The organism is Shewanella abyssi (genome assembly GCF_023284025.1).
Classification (GTDB): domain Bacteria; phylum Pseudomonadota; class Gammaproteobacteria; order Enterobacterales; family Shewanellaceae; genus Shewanella; species Shewanella abyssi.
The window spans coordinates 32979-59361 of the sequence record NZ_JAKIKR010000029.1; the positions used below are offsets into that span (position 1 = coordinate 32979).

22 protein-coding genes are annotated in these 26383 nt (G+C 42.2%); 7 read left to right on the top strand and 15 right to left on the bottom strand.

The window, feature by feature from the left end; translation table 11 throughout:
• Positions 1-2388 carry a phenylalanine--tRNA ligase subunit beta gene (gene pheT, locus L2755_RS13330; protein ID WP_248981185.1) on the bottom strand — a complete coding sequence of 796 codons (2388 nt, stop codon included), beginning with the start codon at positions 2386-2388 and terminating at the stop codon, positions 1-3.
• A 15-nt stretch (positions 2389-2403) separates the two neighbouring features.
• A complete protein-coding gene (gene pheS, locus L2755_RS13335) occupies positions 2404-3387 on the bottom strand; it encodes a phenylalanine--tRNA ligase subunit alpha (protein ID WP_248981186.1) in 984 nt (327 codons plus the stop codon).
• Between the two features lie 427 nt (positions 3388-3814).
• Here pheS and L2755_RS13340 point away from each other — a divergent pair, with 427 nt between their 5' ends.
• Both L2755_RS13340 and L2755_RS13345 read left to right on the top strand, forming a co-directional pair.
• On the top strand, positions 3815-5311 hold the full coding sequence (locus tag L2755_RS13340; RefSeq protein ID WP_248981187.1) for a methyl-accepting chemotaxis protein: 1497 nt from the start codon (positions 3815-3817) through the stop codon (positions 5309-5311).
• A gap of 258 nt (positions 5312-5569) precedes the next feature.
• The gene (locus tag L2755_RS13345; protein WP_248981188.1) at positions 5570-8122 is read left to right on the top strand and encodes a PDC sensor domain-containing protein; all 2553 of its coding nucleotides are present in this window, start codon (positions 5570-5572) and stop codon (positions 8120-8122) included.
• A 50-nt stretch (positions 8123-8172) separates the two neighbouring features.
• Here the strand turns inward: L2755_RS13345 and L2755_RS13350 are convergent, their stop codons facing one another.
• From L2755_RS13350 to speA, 7 genes are all read right to left on the bottom strand, one after another.
• Positions 8173-9048 carry a putative ATP-dependent zinc protease gene (locus tag L2755_RS13350; RefSeq protein ID WP_248981189.1) on the bottom strand — a complete coding sequence of 292 codons (876 nt, stop codon included), beginning with the start codon at positions 9046-9048 and terminating at the stop codon, positions 8173-8175.
• 500 nt (positions 9049-9548) lie between these two features.
• A complete protein-coding gene (locus L2755_RS13355; RefSeq protein WP_248981190.1) occupies positions 9549-9902 on the bottom strand; it encodes a DUF3802 family protein in 354 nt (117 codons plus the stop codon).
• Positions 9903-10016: 114 nt separating this feature from the next.
• The gene (locus tag L2755_RS13360; protein WP_248981191.1) at positions 10017-10592 is read right to left on the bottom strand and encodes a YceI family protein; all 576 of its coding nucleotides are present in this window, start codon (positions 10590-10592) and stop codon (positions 10017-10019) included.
• A gap of 196 nt (positions 10593-10788) precedes the next feature.
• Positions 10789-11430 (bottom strand): pyridoxamine 5'-phosphate oxidase, encoded by a 642-nt coding sequence (gene pdxH, locus L2755_RS13365; RefSeq protein ID WP_248981192.1) that lies wholly within the window; start codon positions 11428-11430, stop codon positions 10789-10791.
• Positions 11431-11501: 71 nt separating this feature from the next.
• A complete protein-coding gene (gene speB / locus L2755_RS13370; protein WP_248981193.1) occupies positions 11502-12431 on the bottom strand; it encodes an agmatinase in 930 nt (309 codons plus the stop codon).
• 23 nt (positions 12432-12454) lie between these two features.
• A complete protein-coding gene (locus L2755_RS13375) occupies positions 12455-13375 on the bottom strand; it encodes an S-adenosylmethionine decarboxylase proenzyme (protein WP_248981194.1) in 921 nt (306 codons plus the stop codon).
• Positions 13376-13460: 85 nt separating this feature from the next.
• Complete coding sequence (gene speA / locus L2755_RS13380; RefSeq protein WP_248981195.1) at positions 13461-15374, bottom strand: biosynthetic arginine decarboxylase; 1914 nt, start codon at positions 15372-15374, stop codon at positions 13461-13463.
• Between the two features lie 537 nt (positions 15375-15911).
• Between speA and L2755_RS13385 the strand changes: the two genes are divergently transcribed.
• From L2755_RS13385 to L2755_RS13400, 4 genes are all read left to right on the top strand, one after another.
• Entirely contained in the window at positions 15912-16745 is an 834-nt protein-coding gene (locus L2755_RS13385) for a CvfB family protein (protein ID WP_248981196.1), read from the top strand.
• A gap of 137 nt (positions 16746-16882) precedes the next feature.
• Positions 16883-17530, top strand: a complete 648-nt coding sequence (locus L2755_RS13390; protein ID WP_248981197.1) for a YceH family protein — start codon at positions 16883-16885, stop codon at positions 17528-17530.
• A gap of 113 nt (positions 17531-17643) precedes the next feature.
• Entirely contained in the window at positions 17644-18477 is an 834-nt protein-coding gene (locus L2755_RS13395) for an ABC transporter permease subunit (protein WP_248981198.1), read from the top strand.
• Positions 18474-19373: an ABC transporter ATP-binding protein gene (locus tag L2755_RS13400; RefSeq protein WP_248981199.1), complete on the top strand. Its 900-nt coding sequence runs from the start codon at positions 18474-18476 to the stop codon at positions 19371-19373. Before L2755_RS13395 ends, L2755_RS13400 begins: the two co-directional genes overlap by 4 nt.
• 656 nt (positions 19374-20029) lie before the next feature.
• On the opposite strand, the gene L2755_RS13405 is transcribed toward L2755_RS13400, so the two are convergent.
• The 3 genes from L2755_RS13405 to L2755_RS13415 all read right to left on the bottom strand — a co-directional run bounded on the left by L2755_RS13405 (position 20030) and on the right by L2755_RS13415 (position 22177).
• Positions 20030-20236 carry a cold-shock protein gene (locus L2755_RS13405; RefSeq protein ID WP_012155714.1) on the bottom strand — a complete coding sequence of 69 codons (207 nt, stop codon included), beginning with the start codon at positions 20234-20236 and terminating at the stop codon, positions 20030-20032.
• A 304-nt stretch (positions 20237-20540) separates the two neighbouring features.
• Positions 20541-21347 carry a 23S rRNA (guanine(745)-N(1))-methyltransferase gene (rlmA, locus tag L2755_RS13410; RefSeq protein WP_248981205.1) on the bottom strand — a complete coding sequence of 269 codons (807 nt, stop codon included), beginning with the start codon at positions 21345-21347 and terminating at the stop codon, positions 20541-20543.
• Complete coding sequence (locus L2755_RS13415; protein WP_248981200.1) at positions 21347-22177, bottom strand: hypothetical protein; 831 nt, start codon at positions 22175-22177, stop codon at positions 21347-21349. The genes rlmA and L2755_RS13415 overlap by 1 nt, the downstream gene beginning before the upstream one ends.
• A gap of 678 nt (positions 22178-22855) precedes the next feature.
• Here L2755_RS13415 and L2755_RS13420 point away from each other — a divergent pair.
• A complete protein-coding gene (locus L2755_RS13420; RefSeq protein WP_248981201.1) occupies positions 22856-23419 on the top strand; it encodes a hypothetical protein in 564 nt (187 codons plus the stop codon).
• Between the two features lie 307 nt (positions 23420-23726).
• Here L2755_RS13420 and L2755_RS13425 read toward each other — a convergent pair whose 3' ends face one another.
• From L2755_RS13425 to L2755_RS13435, 3 genes are read right to left on the bottom strand one after another with little or no spacing between them, the layout of a single operon-like run.
• Positions 23727-24200 (bottom strand): hypothetical protein, encoded by a 474-nt coding sequence (locus L2755_RS13425; RefSeq protein ID WP_248981202.1) that lies wholly within the window; start codon positions 24198-24200, stop codon positions 23727-23729.
• Positions 24201-24226: 26 nt separating this feature from the next.
• Positions 24227-24439 (bottom strand): hypothetical protein, encoded by a 213-nt coding sequence (locus tag L2755_RS13430; RefSeq protein ID WP_248981203.1) that lies wholly within the window; start codon positions 24437-24439, stop codon positions 24227-24229.
• Between the two features lie 7 nt (positions 24440-24446).
• Positions 24447-26315 carry a hypothetical protein gene (locus L2755_RS13435; protein ID WP_248981204.1) on the bottom strand — a complete coding sequence of 623 codons (1869 nt, stop codon included), beginning with the start codon at positions 26313-26315 and terminating at the stop codon, positions 24447-24449.
• Positions 26316-26383 lie beyond the last annotated feature (68 nt).

The following is a 26383-nucleotide window of genomic DNA, read 5'->3' on the forward strand; positions in this document are numbered from 1 at the left end:
TTAGTCCCTCAACGATGCGTTGAACTCGGCTTTCAAAGAAGAAACCACCACATCTACCATCTCTGCGATCTCTTTCTCTTCAAGTGTACGAGTGTTGTCTTGTAATAAGAGTGCGATTGCAAGGCTCTTTTTGCCTTCCACCACACCTTTACCTTGGTATACGTCGAACAAGTTTATGCCAACCAACTGATTTTCGCCAACTTTTCTTATCAATTTTACAACATCTTCGGCTGCAACAGAGTCATCGACAACGATGGCAATGTCACGACGGTTAGCTGGAAACTTAGATACAGTCTGGGCTAGCGGTAAATTGGCATGTAATAACGCGTCTAATTCGAGCTCGAAAATAATTGTTTTGCCGTTTAGAGCAAATGGCTTTTCAAGGGTCGGATGAACCGTACCTATGATACCAATAACACGATCATTTCTCAATATTTCAGCACATTGCCCCGGATGAAGCGCTGGATGCGATGCTGATCTAAAGCTAAATTCGCTGTCCGCTACCGTTAATCCGATGACAGCTTCTAAGTCGCCCTTTAGATCGAAGAAATCAACAGTATTTGACTCCATTGACCAGTGTTCATCGTTCTGATTACCCGTAATGACAGCGGCAAGCATGGGTTGCTGTGAAACACCCGAGTCTGCAGTTTCATTAGGCACAAAACGCAGGCCAGTTTCAAACATTCTCACCCGGTTTTGCTGACGGCTTTGGTTATAACCGACTGCAGATAGCAGACCGGTAAACATAGATAGACGCATGGCTGACATTTCGACCGAAATAGGATTCGGTAAAATCATCGCCTCTGCACCTGGGTGAAGTAAGTTCTGCATTTTAGGGTCAACAAAGCTATAAGTCACTGCTTCTTGGAACCCACGTGCAACCAACATGCTACGAACACGTTTAAGACTGATATCTGATTCATTGTGATCAGACATGCTCAGCTGTGCAATTGGCGCAATATTAGGAATATTGTTGTAGCCGTAAATGCGAGCAACTTCTTCAATTAAATCTTCTTCAATTGCCATATCAAAACGATAAGTTGCTGTCGTAACGCTCCACTGCCCTTCGCTTACGTCAACGGCAAAGCCTAAACGCTCAAGAATTTCGGTGACATCATTATCTTCGATATGGTGACCTAAAATACGATCTAGTTTACTGCGGCGCAATAGGATTTGCGCTGGCTTAGGTAAGTTAGCCTCTGATTTAGCTTCAACGACAGGACCGGCTTCGCCGCCACAGATATCAAGCACTAGACGACTGGCACGATCCATCACTTTATGTTGCAGTTCTGGGTCAACACCACGTTCAAAACGGTGTGAAGCATCTGTGTGCAAACCAATTTTACGGGCTTTACCCAAAATAGCTAAAGGCGCAAAAAACGCACACTCAAGCATAATGTCGCTAGTGTCTGTCGTCACTCCTGAGTATTGGCCACCAAATACACCCGCAAGTGCTAGCGGTTTAGCTTGGTCGGCAATAATCAACATACCTTCAGGGATCGAGATCTCATTACCATCAAGCAGTGTCAGCTTCTCTTCGCCATTAGGTTTGCGAACCTGAATACCACCTTCCAACTTAGCATGATCAAATGCATGCATTGGTTGGCCAAATTCAATCAACACATAGTTAGTGATATCAACAATGGGGTCGATTGAACGGATGCCACTACGACGTAGCTTTTCCTGCATCCAAAGAGGAGTTGCCGCTTTAACGTCGACGTTTTTGATGACACGACCTAAATAACGTCCGCACTCTTGCTCTGCTTCAATGGTAATACTGACTTCATCAGTAATGGTTGCCGTAACAGCTTCCCAACTAGGCTCTGTCACCGCTTGACGGTTTAATACACCCACTTCACGAGCCAGACCCGCCATTCCTAAACAGTCAGCGCGGTTAGCGGTTAAATCGACATCAATAATGGCATCATCAAGATCCAAGTATTCACGCAGATCTTTACCTATTGGTGCATCGACGGGTAACTCAATAATACCGTCACTTTCGATGTCGATACCGATCTCACCGTATGAACAAAGCATACCGAAAGAAGGTTGGCCACGTAGTTCTGCCTTTTTGATTTCAAAATCACCAGGCAAAACTGCGCCCACCATTGCCACTGCAACTTTAAGGCCTAAACGACAGTTTGGTGCGCCACAAACGATGTCGATAAGCTCATCAGTACCGACATTAATTTTGGTGACTTGTAGTTTGTCGGCATCAGGATGCTGGCCACACTCTACAACTTCACCAACCACCACACCGCTAAAGTCTGCAGCGACAGTATCAATACCGTCAACCTCAAGACCCGCCATGGTAATTTGGTGCGCTAACTCTTCACGATTAACGCTTGGGTTAACCCATTCACGAAGCCAAGATTCGCTAAATTTCATGCTATACAGCTCCGTTTATTTAAATTGCTTGAGGAAGCGAAGATCATTTTCAAAGAAAGAACGTAAATCGTTTACGCCGTAACGCAACATAGATAAACGCTCAACACCCATACCGAAGGCAAATCCAGAGTACTTCTCTGGGTCAATACCCACGCTACGCAGTACATTTGGATGTACCATGCCGCAACCAAGCACCTCTAACCACTTGCCGTTTTTCCCCATAACATCGACTTCTGCTGACGGCTCTGTGAAGGGGAAGTAAGATGGGCGGAAACGCACTTCTAAGTCTTCTTCAAAGAAATTACGCAAGAAATCATGCAAGATTCCCTTAAGTTCTGCGAAGTTAACATTCTCAGCAACCAACAAGCCTTCGACTTGGTGGAACATTGGCGTATGAGTTTGATCGTAATCGTTACGATAAACACGCCCAGGAGAGATAATACGTAGAGGGGGCTTCTCATGCTCCATAGTACGAATTTGCACACCCGAAGTTTGGGTACGCAACATCACTTTCGGGTTGAAATAGAAAGTATCGTGTTCGGCACGAGCAGGATGATGCTCTGAAATGTTCAATGCATCGAAGTTATGAAAATCATCTTCGATTTCTGGACCATCTTTCACTGTAAAGCCAAGTTCACCGAAGAAGCTCTCAATACGTTCGATAGTACGTGTAACCGGGTGCAGTCCACCGTTTTCGATACGACGTCCGGGTAGGCTCACGTCAATACTTTCTGCTTTCAACTGCGCTTCAAGTTCTGCCGCTTTCAATCCATCGATGCGAGTAGACAGTTGCTGCTGAACCGCTTTTTTAGCTTGGTTCACAGCTTGACCAAAGGCCGGTTTCTCTTCAGGGGGTAGTTTCCCCATCATCTTCATCATGTCGGTAATTTTACCTTTCTTACCAAGGTAATCGACACGGAGGTCATCAAGCGCTTTTAAATCTGTAGCGTCTTTGATGGCGGCTAAGGCCTGTTCTACGATCTCTGTTAACTGTGACATCATCTCTTCCAGTGCATGTAGGACAAACCTACGAGTCTTCGGGCTTACATATTTTCTAAGTGAAAATAGAAAAAGACACAAATTTTACGTGAGCAAAGTCCATTTGACTAGGGTTAATTGCACCTTTTTATAGGCTAACTGTTTATTTTGCTTAGTCCTTGCTCAAGTGCAAACCACTCCCCTAAGCCCTCGTTGTAAAATTTGTGTTCCTGTCGTTACATATATGGTGGTTATTATGCTGCTTCAAATGTACTATCTCGCTGTTCGTTATCAGCAACCAAGCCAAGCTATATAGCGGTTTCAAGCACTTAGTTAAGTAGGCGAACAAAAAAAATACAAACAAATAAAAAATGCTACTAATTACTTAAGGTATTCCTATTTTTGCCGATGAATAATATGGTCGCAGTTCTAGGGTTGAGAGAAAAATATGAAAGAAGTTAAGTTTCGCTGGGTCGATAAATACCTTATCCATATGACGTTAAAATCAAAATTTACAGTTATGGCAGTTATTCCTATTTTCACTTTAATAGGTCTCACGCTGGTATTAACCAATCATTTCGAAGAAAACCTGCAACAAGCTCAACTCACGCAAGCTAAGCAATATAATCAACAGATGAGTGATGCGCTGGATACAGCCTATCAATTAGTTGCTGATGAAAACAAACAGCAGTTTTTAAATGCTTTAAGCGGTGACATCAGCCTCTATGATGAGGAAAAAGCTAGCCGTGATGTCAAAACGTCAGCACATCAGGGTGGCGAGTCCCAAGTACAAGGCAACCGTATCGAAAGTATAAGTCGTAGCAGTCAAAACGGTTTGATCACCGTATCGAATGTTGCAGTCAATCAAGAAAGCACCAATGAGTATTTTGTCTACGGTACGCTTATCGGACTTATCTTGATAATTTGGGTCACTGGTTACTACATATCTACCTTTGTTGGTGGCGCACTGTTCACCAACGTAATGGCATTAAAGAAAGCCGCAGATGGTGACCTAACAGGTCGATTAAACTTTTTTGAAGTCAAAGACGAATTTAGTATCTTGGCTATCAGCATTGACACCTTGGTTGAAAGGCAGCATAAACTTGTTACTCAAATGACCAATGCCAACACGCAGATCCGTAATGTCGTGCAAGCCTTTAGAGATACTGCCCAAGAGGGCCAATCACTGGCGATGAACCAAAGGCAGCATCTAGATTCGCTCGCCACCGCAATGGAAGAGATGACCGCAGCGGTAAAAGAGGTCGCCCGTAATGCAGAGCAATCGTCGATAGAGACACAAGAGGCTAATAATCAGGTTGATGCCGGTTCTAGAGACATCGCAGTGACTGTGGATGCTATTGGTGGGCTCAGTAATGAAATTGCACAAGCATCTGATGCCGTTAATAACCTTAATGAGAATGCGGCAAAAATTGATGAAGTGGTGACCACGATTAATGCCATATCAGAGCAAACTAACCTACTCGCATTAAATGCTGCGATAGAAGCAGCAAGAGCGGGCGAACAAGGTCGAGGTTTTGCCGTTGTCGCTGATGAAGTGAGAACACTTGCAGGACGTACTCAAGCGGCAACGGTTGAGATAAAATCGATGATCGAGGCGTTGCAAGCGGGTTCAAGAAACTTAAAACATGTGATGAGCCGGACGGTCGAAAAGGCAGAAGAAGGCAAGAAACATGTTATAGATACAGGTGAAGATCTACAACGCATTGCGCATCACAGTGCTAAGGTCTACGAAATGAGCGTATTGATTGCAACATCGGCCGATGAACAATCAGCCGTTGCCAATGAAATTGCAACCAACTTAATGGAGATCCGCAATCAATCCCATGATGTTGAGCAATCCGCTAATCAGTCCGTTTCGGGTTGCGATGAACTGCACGCAACAGCGGAACAACTTGATACATTGTTGATAGGATTAAAAATATAGTTTCTTCTGTTAACATTAAAAAAGGGTAGTGCTTTAGTGCTACCCTTTTTTATGTCACCATCCCAATTGTTACAATCCAAACTGTCATTGCTTACATTAACTTAACAAGGATTGTATACTTGACTTACAGTTCCAATTTTATCCTTAAACAGTATGGATGCTTGTTAAGGAAGTAACTCACTATTTGAGCGTAACTTTAGCATGCATAATCGTAAGAACCGCCCCCCTAAATTGACGGACTGGCGTAAAAGTTTACCGATGAAGTTCATGCTCATCCAGCTTGGTATGGCTGCAATAATCATCTTAGCCAGTGTTTGGTTTCTTAAGTCTATTGAAATTAATCGACTTATTGATAACCAGCAAACATTGAATATTAATGTCGGTAAGGCGATTACCGCGACGTTACAGCAAAAAACAAATCGAATTGAAAATTTGGCTGTCTCAATCAGTGCACTTGGTGAGCTTTATCAGCACACCCCTACGCTTTTAGACGAAAGTATCCCTGCATTACTCGATCAGTTAGGCCAAGAAGAGGTTATTCTCGGCGGTGGAGTTTGGCCTGAACCCAAAGCATTTAACAAAGAAAAGCGTAAAGACAGCCACTTTTGGGCTCGTAACAAAGGCGGGGAATTGCTTAAGATTGATGATTACAACCAAGACGACAACCCTGATTACTATAAAGAAAACTGGTATATTCCAGCAAAATATTACCCTGCAGATACCACTTATTGGTCCAAATCCTATATAGACCCTTTTACACAAGACCCCATGATTACGGCCTCAGTGCCTATATGGTCCCATCACGAATTTATTGGTGTTGCTACCGTTGATATTGCCCTGTCGAGCCTTGATGATTTTTTCAGAACGGCGCTATCTGGGCAACGTGGTTATGTATTTGCGCTAGATCAGCAAAATAGGTTGCTCTCATTCCCCACCATAGATGCAGATGTTACTGCAGAGAGTGAGCTAAAACGTTTATTTCAACCCTTTGCAAGTTTCACCAAGCAACATCAGTCATTCAAACCACTGCAAAACCAATTAGATGAAATTGATGCTAAATTTATTATTCAGGCAAATACAGATAAGGCCTACACCACAGAGCAGCTTAAAAATGTTACTGCTAATATCCCGGTTCACGAACGTGCCAAACTAACCGCCTTGATCAACCAAAATGCAAAAAACAAACTACGAAGTGTTCAATTAATAGCCAGCATAGAGCTCGACAATGATCCACAACTGCAAGAGCCCGTTATTGCCACCGTTTTTCTAATGCCTGGTACCTATTGGAAAATTGTCCTAGTAACACCTTTAACAGCCATAGAAAGCAGCGCAAAGTCAATGGCCAGCTCCGTAGGTCTTTACTTGGTTGGTATCCAAATTGTTGCGCTCATGTTGTTATTTATTTTGCAAAATAGGCTCTTTATTAACCCTATTACTCGAATGGTCAATGCCCTAAACAACAGTAATCCGGCATTAATTGAGCTTGAAAGCAACAATCGGAAAGACGAGATTGGCATGCTCGCTAAAGCTTTCAGTTCCCGAACACATCAGTTAGAGATAGCACTGGCCAGCTTAGATGCCACCAACCTTGCTTTAGAAAAGCAGCTAGAAGTGCAACAACTTGCACAGGCCGAGCTAAAAGAGAGCAAAGAGCATCTCAATTTGATATTGAATTCTGCACACAACTTAATATTTATTAAGAATATAGCGGGTGAACTAACGCTGGTAAACGATCAATTCTGCCGTACCGTTGCGCTAAAGCGAGATGATATTATTGGTGTAAGAGACCATTTAATTTTGCCGAGAGATGTCGCCAAGATAAATAGCGATAACGACAAGGTGGTGATAACGCAAAAACAAGAACTCAGTTATGAGCAGACCTTCCCCAGTGAAGGTACTCTGCACACTTACTTGGTCACAAAGTTCCCAATTCTGAATCATCAGCATGAGGTTACCTCAGTAGGAACCATCGCATTTGATATTAGTGAGACCAAGAATTTGGAGCTTAAGAATAAAGCCAAGTTTGAGATCCTCAGGCAAGAAAAGTCCAACAATATCCGTTTCATTGAAAAATTAGAACAGACCAATAAACGACTACAACATGAAACGGCACAAGTGCGCATACAGTCAAATAAAGAGGTTAACTACGAAAAGGTTAAGTTAGATAATCAAGCACTCTACCCGACCCTAGTCGCCAATCTTGTTAGGCCAATATTCAGACAACAAGATGAGCTTGCGGCCAACGCATATCGCTTATCGAATGGTACGCTTAATGCTGCAGACTTTGGGGTAGAACTCACAGAGCAAACAGAACGTTTAAGACACTTAGAATATTTACTATCGGCACAAGACTATGGTGCTAAACCCATTGATTTAGTGCAACTATTAGAGCATACCGTTGCGCTGCTAAAGCCTAAGTTTGTCGACTCTAACATCGACATAGAGATCCACAGTGATGACCGGCTTATCGTCGATGGGATCCACTGGCACTTTCTAATACTTTTTTATAGACTCATTAATAATACCTTGACCGATGCGTTTGAACCTTATCAAACTGACAAAAGCATTAAACTAATTTTGGTGAAGCAAAAAAATGAGCTTGTCATCACCCTCTATGATAATGGTAAAGGGTTTACCCCGAACCAGTTGGATCCATTACTGCAGCAAATGGCTGAAAACGAAATTCACGGTACTATCACGACCTTATCGGTGTGGTTGCAAAGTGAGTTTAGCGGTAAAGTACAAATAAGAAGCTTGCAGGCAGAAGCTCAATATAAAACACAAATTAGTTGCTCTTTATCACTGATATAAAAAAGCACTCATCTGAGTGCTTTTTTATCGTTAAAAGAACGTCAATCGAACTACATTGAAACATCCACAATATAGTGGCCTTGCAGCCAATTTCGGCCAATGAGTAGCTTGTAGCTCATTTTACTTCTGTCTCGCAGATTGACTTTTACTTTATACTCTTCACCTAACTCACCAATGTTCAGTTCAACCATGTAGCGAATTTCGCTACCTTGAGCATTACGAATAAGTGAGGTTTCTACGATACGAGATTTTACAACCTTAGACTCACCTTTTTCGTTCTCGGTGGTAAAATGAATCACCTTGCCAACATTTTTATTCATGTCAGTCTGTTCATTTTCAATCTTAAAATCGATGGCATGTAGGGAGTTCTCCACTGCGCCTGTATCAATACGCGTTTTAAATATCATAGTGGTTTCAACGATACTGATGGGGGCCGTCGGGCCGATATACTTTTTGTCTGAAACATCCACCACATAACGTCCTTTGAGCCAGTTTCGACCAATGAGCAATTTATAATCCATATGACTACGGTCGCGTAAATTGACTCTTACTGTTCGTTCTTTGCCTTTAAAGCCAACATCCAGATCAACCATATAACGCGTTTCAGAACCTTGGGAGTTACTCACCGTCGATGTTTTAACAATCTTAGCTTTTATGCGTTTAGACTCGCCTGCGGCGTTTTCTGTAGTGAAAGCCAACATTTTACCGATGTTGTCTTTCATCTCTTTAGCACTTCCACCTTCGACTTTAAGATCAACTGCATGTAGAGAGGTATTTACAGCCCCAGTGTCTATACGCGCGATATAGGGTAAATCAGCATGTGCTACAAACATCTTTGCTGTAGAGCCAATAACCGCTTTATCATTGGCCTGTACAGATAATGACGTCATCAAGGTCAACAGGCACCATCCTATTTTTTTTAGCATTGCAATTCCTAAATATAATTAAGTCAATTTATTGCTTGTATGACGTTATCATAGCAACAAACATTGCCATTGGACGTTAAGTTGAACAAGGGATATAAAACAAGCGGTTATAAAAAATGGAGAACAAATAAAGCGAATAAAGTCGCTGAACAGGTGCAATGGCATATATACCATCGCTTATGATAACTCTCTTTATAGAGCTTAACGTTTCGATAAAGTTGCACCCCTAGCCAGACCAGGATAAACGGCACAAAAGGGAGAGAGATAACCAGCGGGAAAAAGCCCCAGCCTAAGTCAAGTGCGTTCTGGCTAAACAGCCGCAGAAAAAACCAAAAAATAAGCAAGCAAAAATAAACTATTAAATGTTGTCCATTAATAGAGCGCTTTAAATTTTCTAGTATTGAATTCCCTATATCCATAACTGAACATTAGGCCTTATTGAAACCAGCAACAAGGATAAATAAAGAGAATTCTGTAACTAAATATAAAATCAATGGCCACTAAGCAGCCATGAGTTTAGCAATCTCTTGGTCAAACAAATTCTTGATCAAGCATGAAAACTCAGTAATAAAGAGTGTTTGTTCAGCAGTGGCCTTGTGAGTCGCGACTCTTGCAAGGATCTCTTCTAGATCATACACAATCGAGTCAACTTCTCTAATCACTATGTTTCGCTGAGCAAATGTCAAAGAGGGGTTTTGGCCGCAAACCATGATAATTTGTGCAGCAAGTTGTTCTTCAAACAACTCCATGACAGTATCTTCTGCGGCAGATTGTTGTTGCGAGTTTTCAAATATGCCCAAATGTTCAGTCAAATATTGAACAAGGTGCATATACCCGTCTTTATCGGTAACCATATCCCATCCGAAATATACAAAATGCATCAATGATAAAGCGGCTCAAAAGGAGCCGCGAAAATCTTTTGGATAAGAATCTTATCTGAGTTTAAAGTGAAATGATATCGACTAACGCTATTTCTTAAGGTTCAAAATAAAGGATACTGGTACCGCTTTACTAATTGCCGACAAACCTGCGATCTCGCGTAACTTTTCAATACCTTCGGTTAATTCAAAACTGTCTGAGTTTACAATCACAGGCATAACACTCGCCACTAATAGATTGGTATCTGACAGCTTCGCGATACTCACCGTAAAGGGCAGACTCACTTTAATGCCGTGTAAATCCACAACCCCTTCAATGGTGGCGACTTTCACTTCACCTACATTGATACTGCTGAGCAACTTAGGATCCACTTTGGCCGTTAATGTCAGCTTGGGGTACTTATCAACTTCAAACAACAGCGACCCCATGCGTTCATCTCTGATCTCGATACTGGTATCAACACTCGCAAGAGCAACGCTCAACTCAAATTCGCCCTTGTCATTAAGCGTCCCGACTATGGTTTTAAAGTGGTGAATTTCGGCAATATCACCCTTTTTAACCGAAATGAAATTGACGTTTGATCCATCATTGGTCACTTTCCAGCTTGCTGCTGACGTGACAAACGATAACGGAATGAGTAGTAATCCAATAATGACGTTCTTCATAGTAGCTCCCTTTAGATAAGATAGTCATAGATATCAATACGCTGAATCGTAGCAACTGCTAATTTAGCACAGCCACTTACATCACGCAGTACATTCTATTTTCAAAGTATGTGATTATTTTAGTACACAGGGAGTTTTTACCTACTTAAATAGCAAAAATGCCACTTAATAAAGTGGCATTTCTATTCACATACAGCTACGGAGCGAGCCTATCTCGCTGCCATTGGTCGTTTGATGACTTTACATAGATAAATCGATCATGCAGCCTGTTCTCACCGCCCTGCCAAAATTCAATGCTGGTTGGCTTAACGATGTAGCCGCCCCAAAACTTTGGCAGAGGTACGTCGCCCTTGGCAAACTTGGCCTTCATCTCTGCGAACTTTGATTCCAGTACCTTCCTTGCAGAAATAGGGCTAGATTGCTTGGAAACCCAGGCCGCTATTTGGCTGTCTTTTGGCCGTGACATGAAGTATTTCAAGACTTCCGTCTTTGATAATGGCTCGGCTATCCCCGTTATCGCCACCTGTTTTTCTAACGTGTGCCAAGGAAATAGCAAACTGACCTGCGAGTTATGAGCAATGTGCTGCGCTTTACGGCTCTCAAGATTGGTAAAAAACACAAAACCATCATTACCAAACCTTTTAAGCAATACAATCCGCTGAAATGGCTGGCCGCTTTCATCGACAGTGGCGACTGACATCGCCGTTGGATCTTTTATCTCTGAATCCTTGACCACTTCTAGCCAAGACGTAAAAAGTTCCATCGGATCATCAGGAACATTCTCGCTGTGCATATCTCCAAGAGAATATTCACGGCGGATATCACTTAGCTCTGACATCTATCAATCCTTTCATATTGCGTGCTAAAAGAGGTACTGCTGATATTCATGTAAATACCTGTCTCAATAGCTTACTTAACTTTGCCGTTAGAATCAGCCCAAACATGCAATAATTCCAGACCCAGCGTTGCAGCGGCTAATGCGGTGATTTCAGCGCTATCATACGCTGGCGCCACTTCAACAACATCCATGCCGACGATATTCATCCCATTCAAGCCACGAATGATCTTCATCGCTTTATCGCTCGTTAGCCCACCGCATACCGGTGTGCCAGTGCCAGGCGCAAATGCAGGATCTAAACAATCGATATCGAATGTAACGTACATCGGCATATCGCCGACTCTTTCGCGGATCTGTGCGACAATTTGTTCTGCACTTTGATCGTTAGCGGCTCCCGCATCAATCACTTCGAAGAGATGGTTTGACTGATCATACTCCGTTCTAATACCCACTTGAATAGAGTGTTCTGCAGCAATAAGGCCCTCTTTCGGTGCGTGATAAAACATCGTACCGTGGTCATACTTACTGCCTTGACTGTAGGTGTCCGTATGCGCATCGAAATGGACTAATGCCATTTTGCCATGTTTTTTATAGTGAGCACGTAATAGCGGTAAGGTAACGAAATGATCACCACCGAAACTTAATAGCGCTTTACCAGACTCAACAATTGCCGTGGCAAAATCTTCGACTCGCGTAGTAAAGTCAGCAGAGTCACCGCAGTCGTAGACGAGATCACCGGCATCAACCACTTTGATGTGATCGCTTAGTTTAAACTGCCATGGCCAGCGCGACTCTTCCCACGCTAAGTTAACGGAGGCTTGACGGATTGCACCCGGTCCCATGCGGCCGCCTGAACGTCCTGTGGTTGCCATATCAAACGGCAAACCTAACACCACAACATCTGCATCGCTCTCCAATGGCTTAAAGTCTAACGGTAATCTTAAGTAGCCAAACGCATTTGAGTAAAGCGAATAATCAGGTTTGTCTGCAATCGTGGTCATAAAGGCTCCGTAAAGGTCTAGATTCACAATATCTGAGCGGTTAGCTTTTCGCTAACAGCTTGAATATAATGCTTATAATTAATGTTATTCGTCGTGTTGAGCTGGAGATCACAGCTCGCAACTTCAATATCAGCAGAAAAGTCTCTCGCCGTAATGTCTTGGTTAACGCCAATCACATCCCAGCTAATGGGGTTAAAAATATTCAACATAGCGGTGAATATTTTGAACGAATATTGTTGAAAGTTCAAGTTCGTTTCAATGCTCACGTAAGCACTCTGTGCTTGCGGTGTAATATGTATGGTTAAGAACTGCTCACCATTTAGCCCGTTTACCGAGTAGCCACAAGGGTCGAAAAGATGATCATCAAAAATAAAGTCAGGTAATAACCTGTGCAAATTAAGCTTGCTCAATATCATTGACTTTGTTTGATTTGCTTGACGCAAGTAATCAGCTACATCACCTTTTATGTGGTACATCAATAAGCTAGTGCTACTGCAAAGTTTTTCAGACGTTTCGCTACAAAAAAGATAATGGTGATGGCCATCTAAATGACCGACACGGTATGCACTGCCGTTTAGCCTAGATTGTAATTGCTTGGCGTCATCTTCAAAGTGTGTTGATTGAAGATGAGACAAAAACTCGCTCTTCCTCTGATAGTTAAAGGATGAGATGTCATCGACACCCATTTCATCAATCAAAAAAAGGCCAGCTTCAACCAGGTTGGTGTTACCGCATGTAATGAGTAATAACTTGTTTTCCCAAACAAAAAGGCTCGATTCACTTAAGATATAGGCATCACAGTCGTCGTTTGACATGACAGAAAGAATGTCTGCCCCCGCGAATGCAAGACCGCGATCCCAAAATGCACGCCCATAGCTTCGTAGTGAACGAGATCCACGTTTAACTCTGAGCTCAATTTTCTTTTCTGAACCTTCAAAAAACATCTAGTGACTCTTCTATGGGTAAAAAATAAGACCAGTGCTGAGTACACTCACCACTGGCCTAACAATACTCAACCAAACACTTAAACTATGAAAAATCTTCTAGGTAAGTATACCCTTTTAAGCCTAACTGCAGCTCTTCAAGAATATTACAACGCTCTTCTTCATCAATATGCTTATTAACTAACTCTTCATAAGTTCTCATAAAGGAAACCGCGTCCAAGTTTACATATCTAAGCACATCAGCGACGGTGTCACCGGCTAATACTGAATCAATATTAGTACGGCCATTTTCATCAACTCGAACCACTGCAGAATTAGTATCGCCAAATAGATTATGCATATCACCTAATATTTCTTGATATGCACCGACTAAAAAGAAACCAATAAGGTACGGGCTTTCTTGGGTCCAAGCGGGTACTGGCAGCGTAGTTTCAATGCCTTGTCCATCAACATATTGATCGACAATACCGTCTGAATCACAAGTAATATCAAGCATGACCGCACGGCGCTCTGGCTCTTTATCTAACCCTGATAGTGGTAACACCGGAAATACTTGATCAATTCCCCACGCATCAGGCAATGACTGGAACAATGAAAAATTAACGAAAAACTTATCGGCTAACTTTTCGTTTAACTCGTCAATCACCGGCCGATGGAAACGATATTTTGAGCTCATGCTGCCTTGCAATTCATGGCATACACGCAAATTAATTTGCTCAGCCCAGGCTCGGTCTGCGAGGCTCAGCTGGCCTAATGCGAATAGAGAGTGCGCTTCACTTAGATCACTTTGACAGTCATGGAAAATTTCAATTAACGCTCTCTGATCCGCTTTACCACTGACTTCAGTCCAAGATTGCCACATGTTTTGCAGCAATAATGGTGCATCAGCAGTAGGGGGTAAGATAGCCTCCGGCTGATAGGACTCAGTGCCAATAACATCCGTTATAAGCACCGCATGATGTGCTGTTAAGTAGCGACCAGACTCTGAGATAATCCTCGGCATCGGTTGCTCATACTCTTTACACATATCATTAAGCACACTAACGATATTGTTAGCATACTCAGTGAGACCGTAGTTCATCGAGTTAGCACTCTGGCTACGCGTACCATCGTAGTCAACCGCGAGCCCACCACCGACATCAAAGCACTTTACATTCGCGCCAAGCTTCATTAATTCACAGTAGAAACGCCCCGCTTCACTGACGCCTTGGCGAATATCTCGAATATTGGCAATCTGAGACCCGAGATGAAAATGCAATAACTCTAATGAGTCCAACATGCTCTCATCTTTCAATTCATCGATGACTTTGAGTACTTGCGCTGCTGACAGACCAAATTTTGACTTCTCGCCTCCACTCGCCTGCCACTTACCTTTGCCCTGGAATGCTAAACGAACTCTTAAGCCCAATCTCGGCGTCACCCCGAGCTCTTTAGCTTGTTCTAACACCATTTTAAGCTCAGACATTTTCTCAAGCACGATGTAAACCTTGTGCCCAAGCTTTTCGCCAATTAACGCCAAGCGAATATATTCTTTATCTTTATAGCCATTGCAGATAATCACCGAACTGGCTTTTTGAGCCATTGCCAGCACCGCCATCAACTCAGGCTTACTACCCGCTTCTAGTCCTAGTTGCGGTACTTCTTTTTCAACTTGACTGGCTAGGATCTCTTCAACAACCGTTTGCTGTTGGTTAACTTTAATCGGGTAGACTAATAGGTAATCAGCTTCGTATTGATATTTTTGAATAGCTTGATTAAAGGCCTGGCACAGACTATTAACTCTGTGATGAAGGATCTGTGGGAATCGGACTAAAACAGGTAGAGCAACGCCTGCTTTAACCATATCTTTGGCAAGTTCATTTAAGCCAATTTTACAATCAGGTCTGCTAGGATCTGGAGAGACTGTTACTTCTCCGTCATCACTAATACCATAGAGCCCTTGGCTCCAGTAGTTTACGTTGTAACTTGCACGTGCATCATCAATAGACCAATTGCTCATATTTTCCTAACCTGCCTATTTAACCTATGTAACGCTAAATAAAGCCTATAGCTCCATTTAACCATCTTATCACTTAGCGTCATTGGCTAAAAACCAATGACAAAATGTCTATTCAGGACTGCTGTTCTTATCGCCTTTCGTACACTTAAAGCTTACGTTGTTAGCTGATAAACATAGCATGTAAAACGTGGGGATTAAATTCTTCCCTACGTTTTTGTCGATTGTAACCTCGTTAAACACCGCGAAAATCACACTTATAGCGACTATTATTATGCGGTGTTTTTTGGGGGCGCAATTAAACCTTGAGCAGGTGAATAAATCAAGCTTATCCTTAACAATTTAAGCAACAATATCTGCAGACCCGACTTGAAAGAGCAAACAGTGCGCACATCAACAGAACATCTAACAAAAAACCACTTTTATTGCCGCTAAATCAAATCTTCCAGGTATTAGCACCTTGCGGCTAAAGCATATTGCTATGAATTCCACTATAATCGCAGCAGAAGTTAGTCATCATAGTAAAAAGTAGAGAGAAACATGATTGAGATAGGCAAACCCTGCAAGCTAGAAGTTGTAAAACTGGTTGAATTTGGCGTTTATTTGGATGCCAAGGAATTAGGTCAGGTACTACTTCCGAGCAAAGTCGTCCCAAAAGAGTGTCATGTCGGCGATATGGTCAACGTGTTTCTCTATTTAGACTCTGAAGACATGGTCATCGCAACCACTAAACGTGCATTAGGACAAGTTGGCCAGTTTGCCTTCTTGGAAGCAAAAGTAAATGGTCCCTACGGCGCTTTTCTTGATTGGGGATTGGACAAAGATATACTGCTACCTTTTGGCGAGCAACATAGAGAGATTGAAGAGGGTAAATCATACCTTGTTCGTATCTACACCAGTCACGTTGATGACCGTATAGTTGCCTCTTCTAAAATTGATAGATTCCTCGACACTACCGAACCCACTTATGAAGATGGTGAAGAAGTCAGCCTCATTATTGGCGGAACGACCGATCTTGGCTTCAAGGCCATTATCAATCACTCACATTGGGGCGTACTTTATAGCAATGAAGTATTTACCCGCCTTAGCTTTGGTCAAAAGATCAAAGGCTTCGTTAAGCGTGTTAGAAGCGACGGCAAAATAGATCTAGCTTTGCAAAAAGGCGTCAAAGAAGAGTTAGATAAGCATTCAACCACCATCTTGTTTAAATTAAAACAAGCGGGTGGTTTTTTACCTCTCAATGATAAGACAGCTGCTGAAGTCATATACTCTCAACTCTCTATGAGTAAAAAAGCATTCAAAAAGAGTATTGGCGGCTTGTATAAGAAAGAACAGATCACGATCTCACCTGATGGGATCCGCTTAGTCGATTGATTTCTACGTATATAATCTCTGTAGTCAGTGTGAACGGCTACAAATACAGCGATTATCGCTAATGTAAGCGAAACCACCTTTGCATTAAAGCATGGCTCTGTTATAACAAAGCCATGCTTTTTTATTAAGGGACCAAAATGGAACTCACTCAACATGAAGCGCGGATTATTGGTGTGCTACTCGAGAAAGAGCTCACCACACCTGAACAGTACCCTTTATCTCTCAACAGTTTGACATCCGGTTGTAATCAAAAATCCAGCAGAGAGCCGGTGCTTAACTTAAGCGAGTCGGACGTTCAAAATACACTCGATAGCCTTGCCAAAAAACGCTTAACTTCAGAACAATCAGGCTTTGGTAGTCGTGTTATCAAATATAAGCATCGCTTTTGTAATACCGAGTTTAGTGATTTGCAGTTAAACGCGGCGCAATTGGCCATTGTCTGTCTGCTATTACTCCGTGGTCCACAAACACCTGGCGAGTTAAGAACCCGTAGCAATCGATTACATGAATTTAACGATGTCAGTGAAGTTGAGCATGCGCTGGTTGAACTCGCTCGCAGAGAAACGCCCTTGGTCGCTCTATTAGCAAAAGAGCCCGGTAAACGAGAAGCACGCTATTGTCAGCTTTTTACCCCCACGACAACAAGCATAGAGTCTGCCTCATTATTACCGATAGAAGTCGTTAAGCCTGACAGTTCACAACTCGAACTGAGCGATAGAGTCGCTACGCTTGAAACTGATCTAAGTGAGTTAAAATTACTGGTGCAGCAGTTACTCGCTAAATAACTAATATTAGGGTTAAATAAAAATTAATCCATTAACGCTAACAAATAGTTAACGCCCTTTCGTTGCGGTGGTAACCTGTTAGCTGTTTTAATTCCATAGATTAAGGGAATAGTTTGGAAAACAGTCCACACAACAATAATTTGCGCAACACGCTCTTACTTGCCCAATTTGAAGTCAAGAAGATGTTATTCAACCCTCGAGGGATGATCGCGCTTGCCGCTTTTGCTCTGGTTTGGTTGCTTATTTTGCTCTATCCGGTCCGAGGGGCATCAGAATTTTTACTCACTCCAAGTTACAAAGATCTTATTGAAGGCATTTTTGGGCCACAGGTTGTCGGTGAGCTATTTAAATGGTCTGTTGCTGAATTAGCCATTTATTGGATTGCGTCGCTATACCTGTTTCCGCTATTCAGTATCTTTATCGCCGCCGATCAATTTTCCTCTGATAAAGCGCGCGGTACGTTTCGCTTCTTAACGCTTAGAACCAGCAGAGACAGTATTTTCTTTGGCCGTTTTATAGGCTATATGATAATCCAAACTATGTTGGTCTCGTTAACTGTATTAGCAACCATAGTGCTCGCGGTTAGCAGAGAAACGACACTGCTAATACCCGCTTTGACAAGTGGACTGATGGTCACCGTCAACCTCATTATTGTGCTTTTACCCTATACCGCGTTAATGGCGATACTGTCGCTTTATGCAAACTCAGCACGTCAAGCCACCATCTATGCCATTCTCATTTGGGCTGCCATGTCGATAACCATAGGTATCATCAATAACTTTCTGCCTATTATTAGTGAACTGAAATGGATCCTGCCGGGTTCACAAATTTCGTTAATGATTAACACCCAAGGCTTAGCTAGCTTTGCATATGCACCCGTTGCTTTATTGCAAACAGCAGTGCTTCTGTTACTCGGACGCATGTATATCAAACGGAGCGCACTATGAGACTGATTGAATGTAAAGGTTTATCAAAATCCTACGGCAGTAAACAAGCATTGAAGCAGGTTGATCTTAGCTTGGAAGCCGGAGAGCCTATAGCTTTAGTCGGACCAAATGGTGCTGGTAAAACCACTCTCTTTAGCCTTTTATGCGGTTATATAACGCCAACTGCTGGCGAAGTGAGGATCCTTGGCCATAAGCCTGGAGATAATGCACTGCTTGGGCGTGTTGCGTCTCTTCCGCAAGATGCAAGCCTTGATCCCAATTTTGATGTCCTAACTCAACTAGTGCTATTTGCCACACTGCAAGGCTTCTCTAAAGCTGACGCTAAAGCGGAAGCCTTAAGGGTTTTATCCCTTGTCGACTTAGCAGATTGTGCCTCACAAAAGCCTAAATCATTAAGTCACGGTATGGCAAAGCGAGTCGCAATCGCTCAGGCATTAATTGGGTCACCTGAGTTGGTGCTACTCGACGAACCCACTGCAGGTCTTGATCCCGCTAATGCGAAAAAAATTCGCGAGTTAGTCACAGAGCTTGCCGGCAAGACGACATTCATTATTAGCTCACATAATCTAGACGAACTGGAAAAGCTCTGTGGACAAGTACTGTATCTGGAGCTAGGACAGCTAACCCAATCGGTATCGATGGACGATAACCAGCAGGATCAGTATTTAACATTAACTATGCAGCAGTGTGATCCCGATAAAATCCTCGCTGCTGTGATGGCTTTGCCAGACATCAGTTCAATTGAGAAGAAACAACATAACGAGTTTTTGATAAAGCATAATAGCGAAGAAGCTTATGCTATTGAAAGTGCCCTATTCTCCTTGTTTAAACATAACAACTGGCAATATAAAGCCATACTCAGAGGACGTACCTTAGAGGATAAGCTCTTCTCATAATAAGTGCCTCATCAATAAAGAGTATTTCTCAATAATACTCGACCGCCATTGGTACTTAGGTGCCAATGGCATTCCAGATTCCAGTCCAACGCTATCGATTACATCCACTCATACCACTTCTGACTCTTTCAAGTCATGCAGATAATGTAGTTCAGTAGCCATCCTCATGACTATCTCCGTGCTCTATTTGAGCGCTAAATACGCTGTACCAATCCACAGTGACCATTGTTGTGTTGTCCTGTGTTGTGCTTTGCTGCCCTTGCCTTCAATGCCGTCAACGAGTTCAATTCGCTCAACTCTGAAGCGCTATGCTCAGCAGATTAGCTTCTTGCTCCTTTATGACGAGCAAAATTTAACACATATAGATACAGCGAGTAGCGGCTGTATTTTGATAAATACGGGTACTCGTGGTAACTGATCCTAAACAGTTTTAATAAACAAATTGATAAGTGTGCAAAGCGATTTGGTGTTGTGATGATGGGTATTGGTGGCGCGTAAGGGGATAAATAAAAAATGACAGTGCGTTAGTGATTAGACTTTATTGCAATAACAGTAAGGCTGATAATGTTTTAAAATGACAAAGAAAAAAGAGCCGTGGTAAACCACGGCTCTTCAGAATTTGATGCGATTAGCTAGATGCTAATCAAGCTGGTAACTTAAACTACAGTTACGTTCTCAGCTTGTGGGCCTTTTTGACCTTGAGTAACAGTAAACTGAACTTTTTGACCTTCGTCAAGAGTCTTGAAACCGTCAGAGTTGATAGCGCGGAAGTGTACGAATACATCTGGACCAGACTCTTGCTCGATAAATCCGAAACCTTTATCAGAGTTGAACCACTTAACAACGCCAGTAACTTGAGACATAATATTGAATCCTGTAAATATAAATTAAAGCCTTAACGGCGGTAAAGCTGGAAAATGCCGGTTTACTTAATGTTAACAGGACGAACATTGTCGTATTGAACACATAAAAATAAGCCCTAACTTTCAAGCTGCAGTCACTATAAACCATTCCCATGATAAGTCAACACACATTCAAGACTAAATTAAGAGTATTTCGACTCATATATCTACAGCCAGAAAAATCCAGATATTACATAATATATACAGGCCAAATAACCTATAACAACAAAGGCTTAATCATCGAAAACTAACTTAGACAAACCTACTAGTTCGCGCTAAAAACTTCTATCTTAAAATCCAATTCGCACTCAAAACCCGAGGCCGCTAATGCGAGCTTTTGTTCGTCTGTCAATTTCCAGTTATAGGGTGTCATTTGTAAAAAGTGACCAATATCATCCTCATCTTTCAAACTGAGCGTGCTCTCAAGTCGCTTTTGATCGATTAATGTAAAACCTTCAATCTGTGATGACTCTTGAGTATGCTCTTTAGGCGTTTCATATATGAGTTCTTTCAATGCAAAGTGGTGCCTAGGTCCTGCGCATACTGTTATCAGAATGCCGCCTGACTTTATCACTCGTTTAAGTTCCGTATCCAATGATGGCGCATAGATCCTAAGCATAAAGTCAAAACTATCATCAGCGAACGGCATATCAAAAGCACTCGCGACGCTAAAAGCAATATCTGGGTATCGTTTGGCGGCATACTTAAGTGCTGACTTACTAATGTCTAATCCAAACAAGGTAAAATTTTCACCTAATCCATGCGCCAAACGATTGGAGTAGTACCCTTCGCCACAACCAATATCGAGACCGTATTTGGCATCATTAAGATGAGTCTTTGCCAGCTGATTAACACTGTCACTAAGCTGTTGGTAGTAACCTTTATTAAGGAATTCTCTTCTAGCAAACATCATCTCTTTGTTGTCACCAGGATCACTGGATTTTTTCTTTTGAACTGGAAGTAAGTTTACATAGCCCTCTTTAGCGCAATCAAACCTATGATTAGAATCACAAAACCAAGTTTTGCTCTGCAGCATTAAAGGTTGTTCGCATATCGGGCAACGGTAAATCATCAATCATTCTCCAATGCAAATGAACTCTCTGTTCCATCTGCCATAAGTTGTTCTACAAGTTCATTTAGCTGTGGTGGCGCCAACAGTTGATAGCTTTCTAGTTTTCTTCTCAACAGACCTTGGTCAACATCAGCATTAGCTGCTCGGCTCAAGTTTGGCCGTTCGACTAGCTGCGAATAGCGCCGAGTCAGTAATTGCCTTTTTTTGACCAATTGAGCATCAAGTTGGCTTATATCATTATCGCTATAATTCTGATTTAGCAAACCTTCGTTAGCAAAACGTTTTAAGTCGTTACGAATACTTTCTAGCTCGCTAATTTCTACCAAAAGACTTTCCGCGTTGGGTTCAATATCCATCGAACGAGCGATAATATGCTTTGCTAGTTGGATCTCTCTGGCAATAAGTCCTAATCGAAAATCTGCTTCCAAGGGGACTAATTCCCATTTTATGGGTTCAACGATATGAAACTGACCGACATTATCAATATCAACCGCGATTGACAGCCCTTGTCTTAGCTGCTCAGCACAAAGTTTAGGCGAAATCCCCAAGGTTGAAAAAAGCCGCCATCCTTGACCGACACTACGATTAAGGGGAGCATCCGATGGCACATATTCGTGCGTTTCAATAATTTCAAGCGACAAATAAGGATGTAGCCGTACCATCAACGACATGTTGGTCTCAGAAACGTTAACCACAACGACTTCAGCTATAGGGCCTGATTGCAGCTGCAATACACTAAAGTTGCCAAACTGTTCAGACAAAACAAGCTTCAATGTTGATTGGTGGTTAATTTCGATAATTTGCGGTTGGATTAATAGCGGTTCAAACATACAGCTCCTCATTGACCTAGCCGTATTATACTTGCAATAGAGAGCAGGTTCCAGCCATCAAACTGACGTAAATTCAAGCAAATAAGTCCGTCCATTATTGAAGTTAAGACAATTAGACTACCGTGGTGCTATGATGAATCCACTTAATGGAAGTTAATAGCCACGATTTTATGCCTTCAAAAAAACAAAACACCCTCTTCTGGCACGATTATGATACAGAAAGCCTAAGATATTGAATAACAAACAATTAAACTCAAAATTTAATCATGCAATGCACGCTGCGATGCACACTTGTATTTTAAACTTTAAATGTAATTCCTCGCAGATACCTTGATTTGTCTGTGATACTGGCAAACATCTGCTCCAAAACGAGTTTAAGATTGATATCTCTTGAGGTAAAGCTGGTTGCATTTCCCTTCAAAACATGTGATGCCACATCCAATAGAATGGCCAGAATATTTATAGCTCTACAGTTATGACGTGCAAAGTCATGATATTAAGTCAGCGAATGAATGAATTAGAACAGATAACCACCTTTGCTTGCTAGTAACATATTGGTAAATATTTAGTTTACTTTTAAAATTGCTAATTTAAATTATGGTTGCCATATGATTTATACATTTCACCCAAAAAAACTCATAGTCATGACTATAATTGACCCTTTACTAGGAGGATATTATGTTTAGTAATTTTAAAGACAAGCTCGGTGGTGGATGTGTGGGCGCTGTACTCGGACTCGTGCTTTCATATTTTGTCGCTACGCAATTTCCGGACTATTTTGCACAAACAGTCATTGAGAGAGAAGAGGAAAGATCAAAGGCTCAAGTTGAGCGTATAAAAAAAGAGTGTGAAATTACGAATAACAAAATTCGACAGGAACTATCAAATTTAGCAGCAGAAAGAAAAAGTATTCGTAACTACTTTTCAAAAACTTACGAACAGATAAGAGAATTGCTTTCTGAAGTAAACAAGTATGCATCTCAAACGTCGCCTGGCAAGCAAGATGAAAAACGACTAAATGGAAAAGTTTTATCTCTAATGCTTCAAATGGCTGATGGGAGAACTAGTTTTAAATCGCTTTCCAATAGTCTAAATAGTGATGCAACTAAATTGTTAAATGAGCTACAAAGTGGAAATCTAACAGTCTTTGAGTTAAAAGCGAGGCTTGAAGCTATAGCAGATAATGAAAAGATTAATTTGTCAAAAGTTGACCATATACTTCTTAATAGTGACTTTAAATAGTTGTATAATTTTTGGCTAGAGGTATTTAGCCTCCGCCCCCAGCATGGAGCTCTGCACAGGACGGTACATTTAGAGCTCCTTACTAAACATACTGGTTATGGTAGTGAACTGCGACCCATCTCTTAGTGAACATAAACTAGCGGTCTTAAGATAATCATTATTGAGTGTTTGCAGGAACCGGGGGGTTTTAGCTTCGCCATGCTTATCATGATGTTAACTAGAGAACTCTGAACATTCTCCCTAACAACCTGCTGTCCAAGAACGCATTACAACGACAAAATTTATTGTTATCCAATTGCGATAAAACTCACTTTACTTCTGATCTAAGCCGTGTGATTTGGCGGTCAATGGTTGATACTTCGGTATCTGCTTGCTGCGTGATCGCATTCATTTCTTGAGCTAAACTTTGTTGCCAGGTTGCGCCGGCTAGATTGTTGTTAGCGTAGCGACCTCTATTTCTTAAATTGACCATGCGTTGATCACGATTTACTAGAACCTTTTTTCGTCGACTTTTAAGTTTTGTGATTTCACGGTCAATTTGCCGATTACGTATGTAGGTGCTGATTTCAGCTTTTTTATCTGTACTAGCAGACCGCGGGGTTGCGTTAGATGTGTACAAAGCGTTGTCATTTGCCACTACGCTACCTACATTGCTTAGATCTACAGGCTGACTCGAGTCATCACAGGGATCCGACTGATAAACATCACCTGCACAGCGATAGACCTCTGCCAGCGCTGGCAATGTCGTAAAACACGCTAAAAACAAAATTGAATACTTCATAAAATCCTCCATGACTTTAGCCTAGTTTACACTTCTATTTCTGTATGTGGCAAATCTGCTGCGCTTCCCAAAACGCGCCCGTCTTGCACGTAAACTTTCGCACCTGGTGCTCCGCTGCCAAGCGCGGTTATCGATAAGCCTGAATCACTGATTAGCTTTACCGTTCCATTGCCGTTATCACTGTGCACGGTCATGATCATGCGCGGTAATGACAGCGCTTGTTGTAATTGCTTAAACATAAATCCCCTACTCTAAATGCCTAATTAAGTTCACGCTTTGAGTAATATCTAAGCCACTACTTTGATCCATGTTAGCGCTAATACTCACGCTATCGCATGTTGCCTTGAATACCTTGCCCTCATATGTAACCCCAATCAACATGCCCTTTTTTAAGGGCGGTAAGTCGGCCATGATAGGTAACGACACAGTAATCAGCTCTTTATTGCCGCTGGCCGCTATCGCATTGGTACCTGCAAGCCTCGCCGCTTGATTATCAACAATTAACTGGGCACTAATATCGGCAGTCGGAATATCCCCAGCGGTACCCGCTCGTTTTACTTTTGCGCTCACGCCTTGTTGCTCACCTCTAACCCATGCAGCATTGCATGCCTGGTTAATTTGTTTTTTACGGTTAAAGCTCAATATCACTGAGTCGTGAATATTCACATCAGCAATTGCCTCATCCATTAACCAAGGCGATGTAGGCCAGCGCGGAACAACGCTTAACTTACTGGCAAACTCATCAGCAAGCAGCATACAGCCGATTTGAGCACATGCATCATTCACGGCATCGATTGGCGATTTACCCATTATTGAGAATGCACCGGCTGGTACCGTAAAATCAGTTACCCCATCGAGCTCAACCGTCCAACCTGCATTAGTCAGTAGATCCCCCAATATCCCCGCCAATGAGCGGTCAGTATCGTTGGTGTAACTAATCAATGACCGCCAAGGGGTTGCTAGTTGCGCTGTTCGGCTACGCCCTGCACTGCTATAGGTTTTAGAGCCAAAGCTTGCGCTACTCGATGGCTGCTCTGCTAAAGCAAAAAACTCATAACCATTAATATCAATAAGCAGTAACTCATTTTCAGCGCGGCTGGCATCAATAGCGCTACTGAACTGTAAGCTTACAGATTGAGTAAATTGGCTTCGGCTATCATTGATACTCACGCCGTCGATTACAATCGGCAATGAGTCGCTGACGCGAGTACATGTTAACGTTGGTTGCATTAAATAAGCCCTGCGGATCTGAGGTTCAATGGGAACTTTAAAATCAAGGTTAGGAATTATTGGATTGGCATCGACCAAGCCGCCGCCATTGTCGAAATGGCAGTGTTTATCTGAAGCTGTAAACCTTAAGATGATTGGTGGCAGAGTGTTATCTAGCCCTAACTCACTAAAGCGCATAGTCAACAAGCCAACTTCTGGCGATCGATATTTGGTTGAACAAACCCATTTGGCTTTATGTGGCCCCCAAGCAAGGGCTATATGATGGTTAACATCGCTGTCCGTTGAGGCGTAATCAACATTGAGCATGCTAATAACCACATCGTGACTCTTAAGAGTTATCGCTGTGTCACTTTGATAAGAGCCGGTTAACCACCAAGACACTTGCAAGCGACTCTCTGTAGTTGAAAGGCTCAACCAATTAACTGAGGTGGCTCGGTGATGTAGAACAGGTGATACCCAAGAAAAATGGTTCGTTTGCGCTTGCTGAATACCAAGCTGTAATGGCAAATACACGTTAGTGCTTTGCAATAAACCTATTTGCCATGCCGCAGCACTTTGGTGATCTATTGCAATATCTGCCAACCAATCAAGCTGAAATTGATTTTCAATTCTTTTAGTCTGCCCAACGATTATCGCCTGCACCTCAGCCTTGAGTGGTTCCACCCAAGCAACAATAAAATCAAGCCCTAATCCACCATCACGGATAGGCGGTTTCTCTGGGCCCACAGGAATATCAGAGTCAAACCTCAGATATATCGGGGATTGTGAACCGTTCCAAAATTCAGTAAATCTGAGGGTTACGCCGTCAAACGTGGGTCTGTAAAAGTGTAGTGATATTGGCGATTCTGCGTTTAACCAGTCATCAGTGAAACGCAATTTTATCATTGGCTCATGTCTACCGTGTTTATATCCACCAATTGCGCCTTAACACCATCAGCAAAAACGGCATTAAA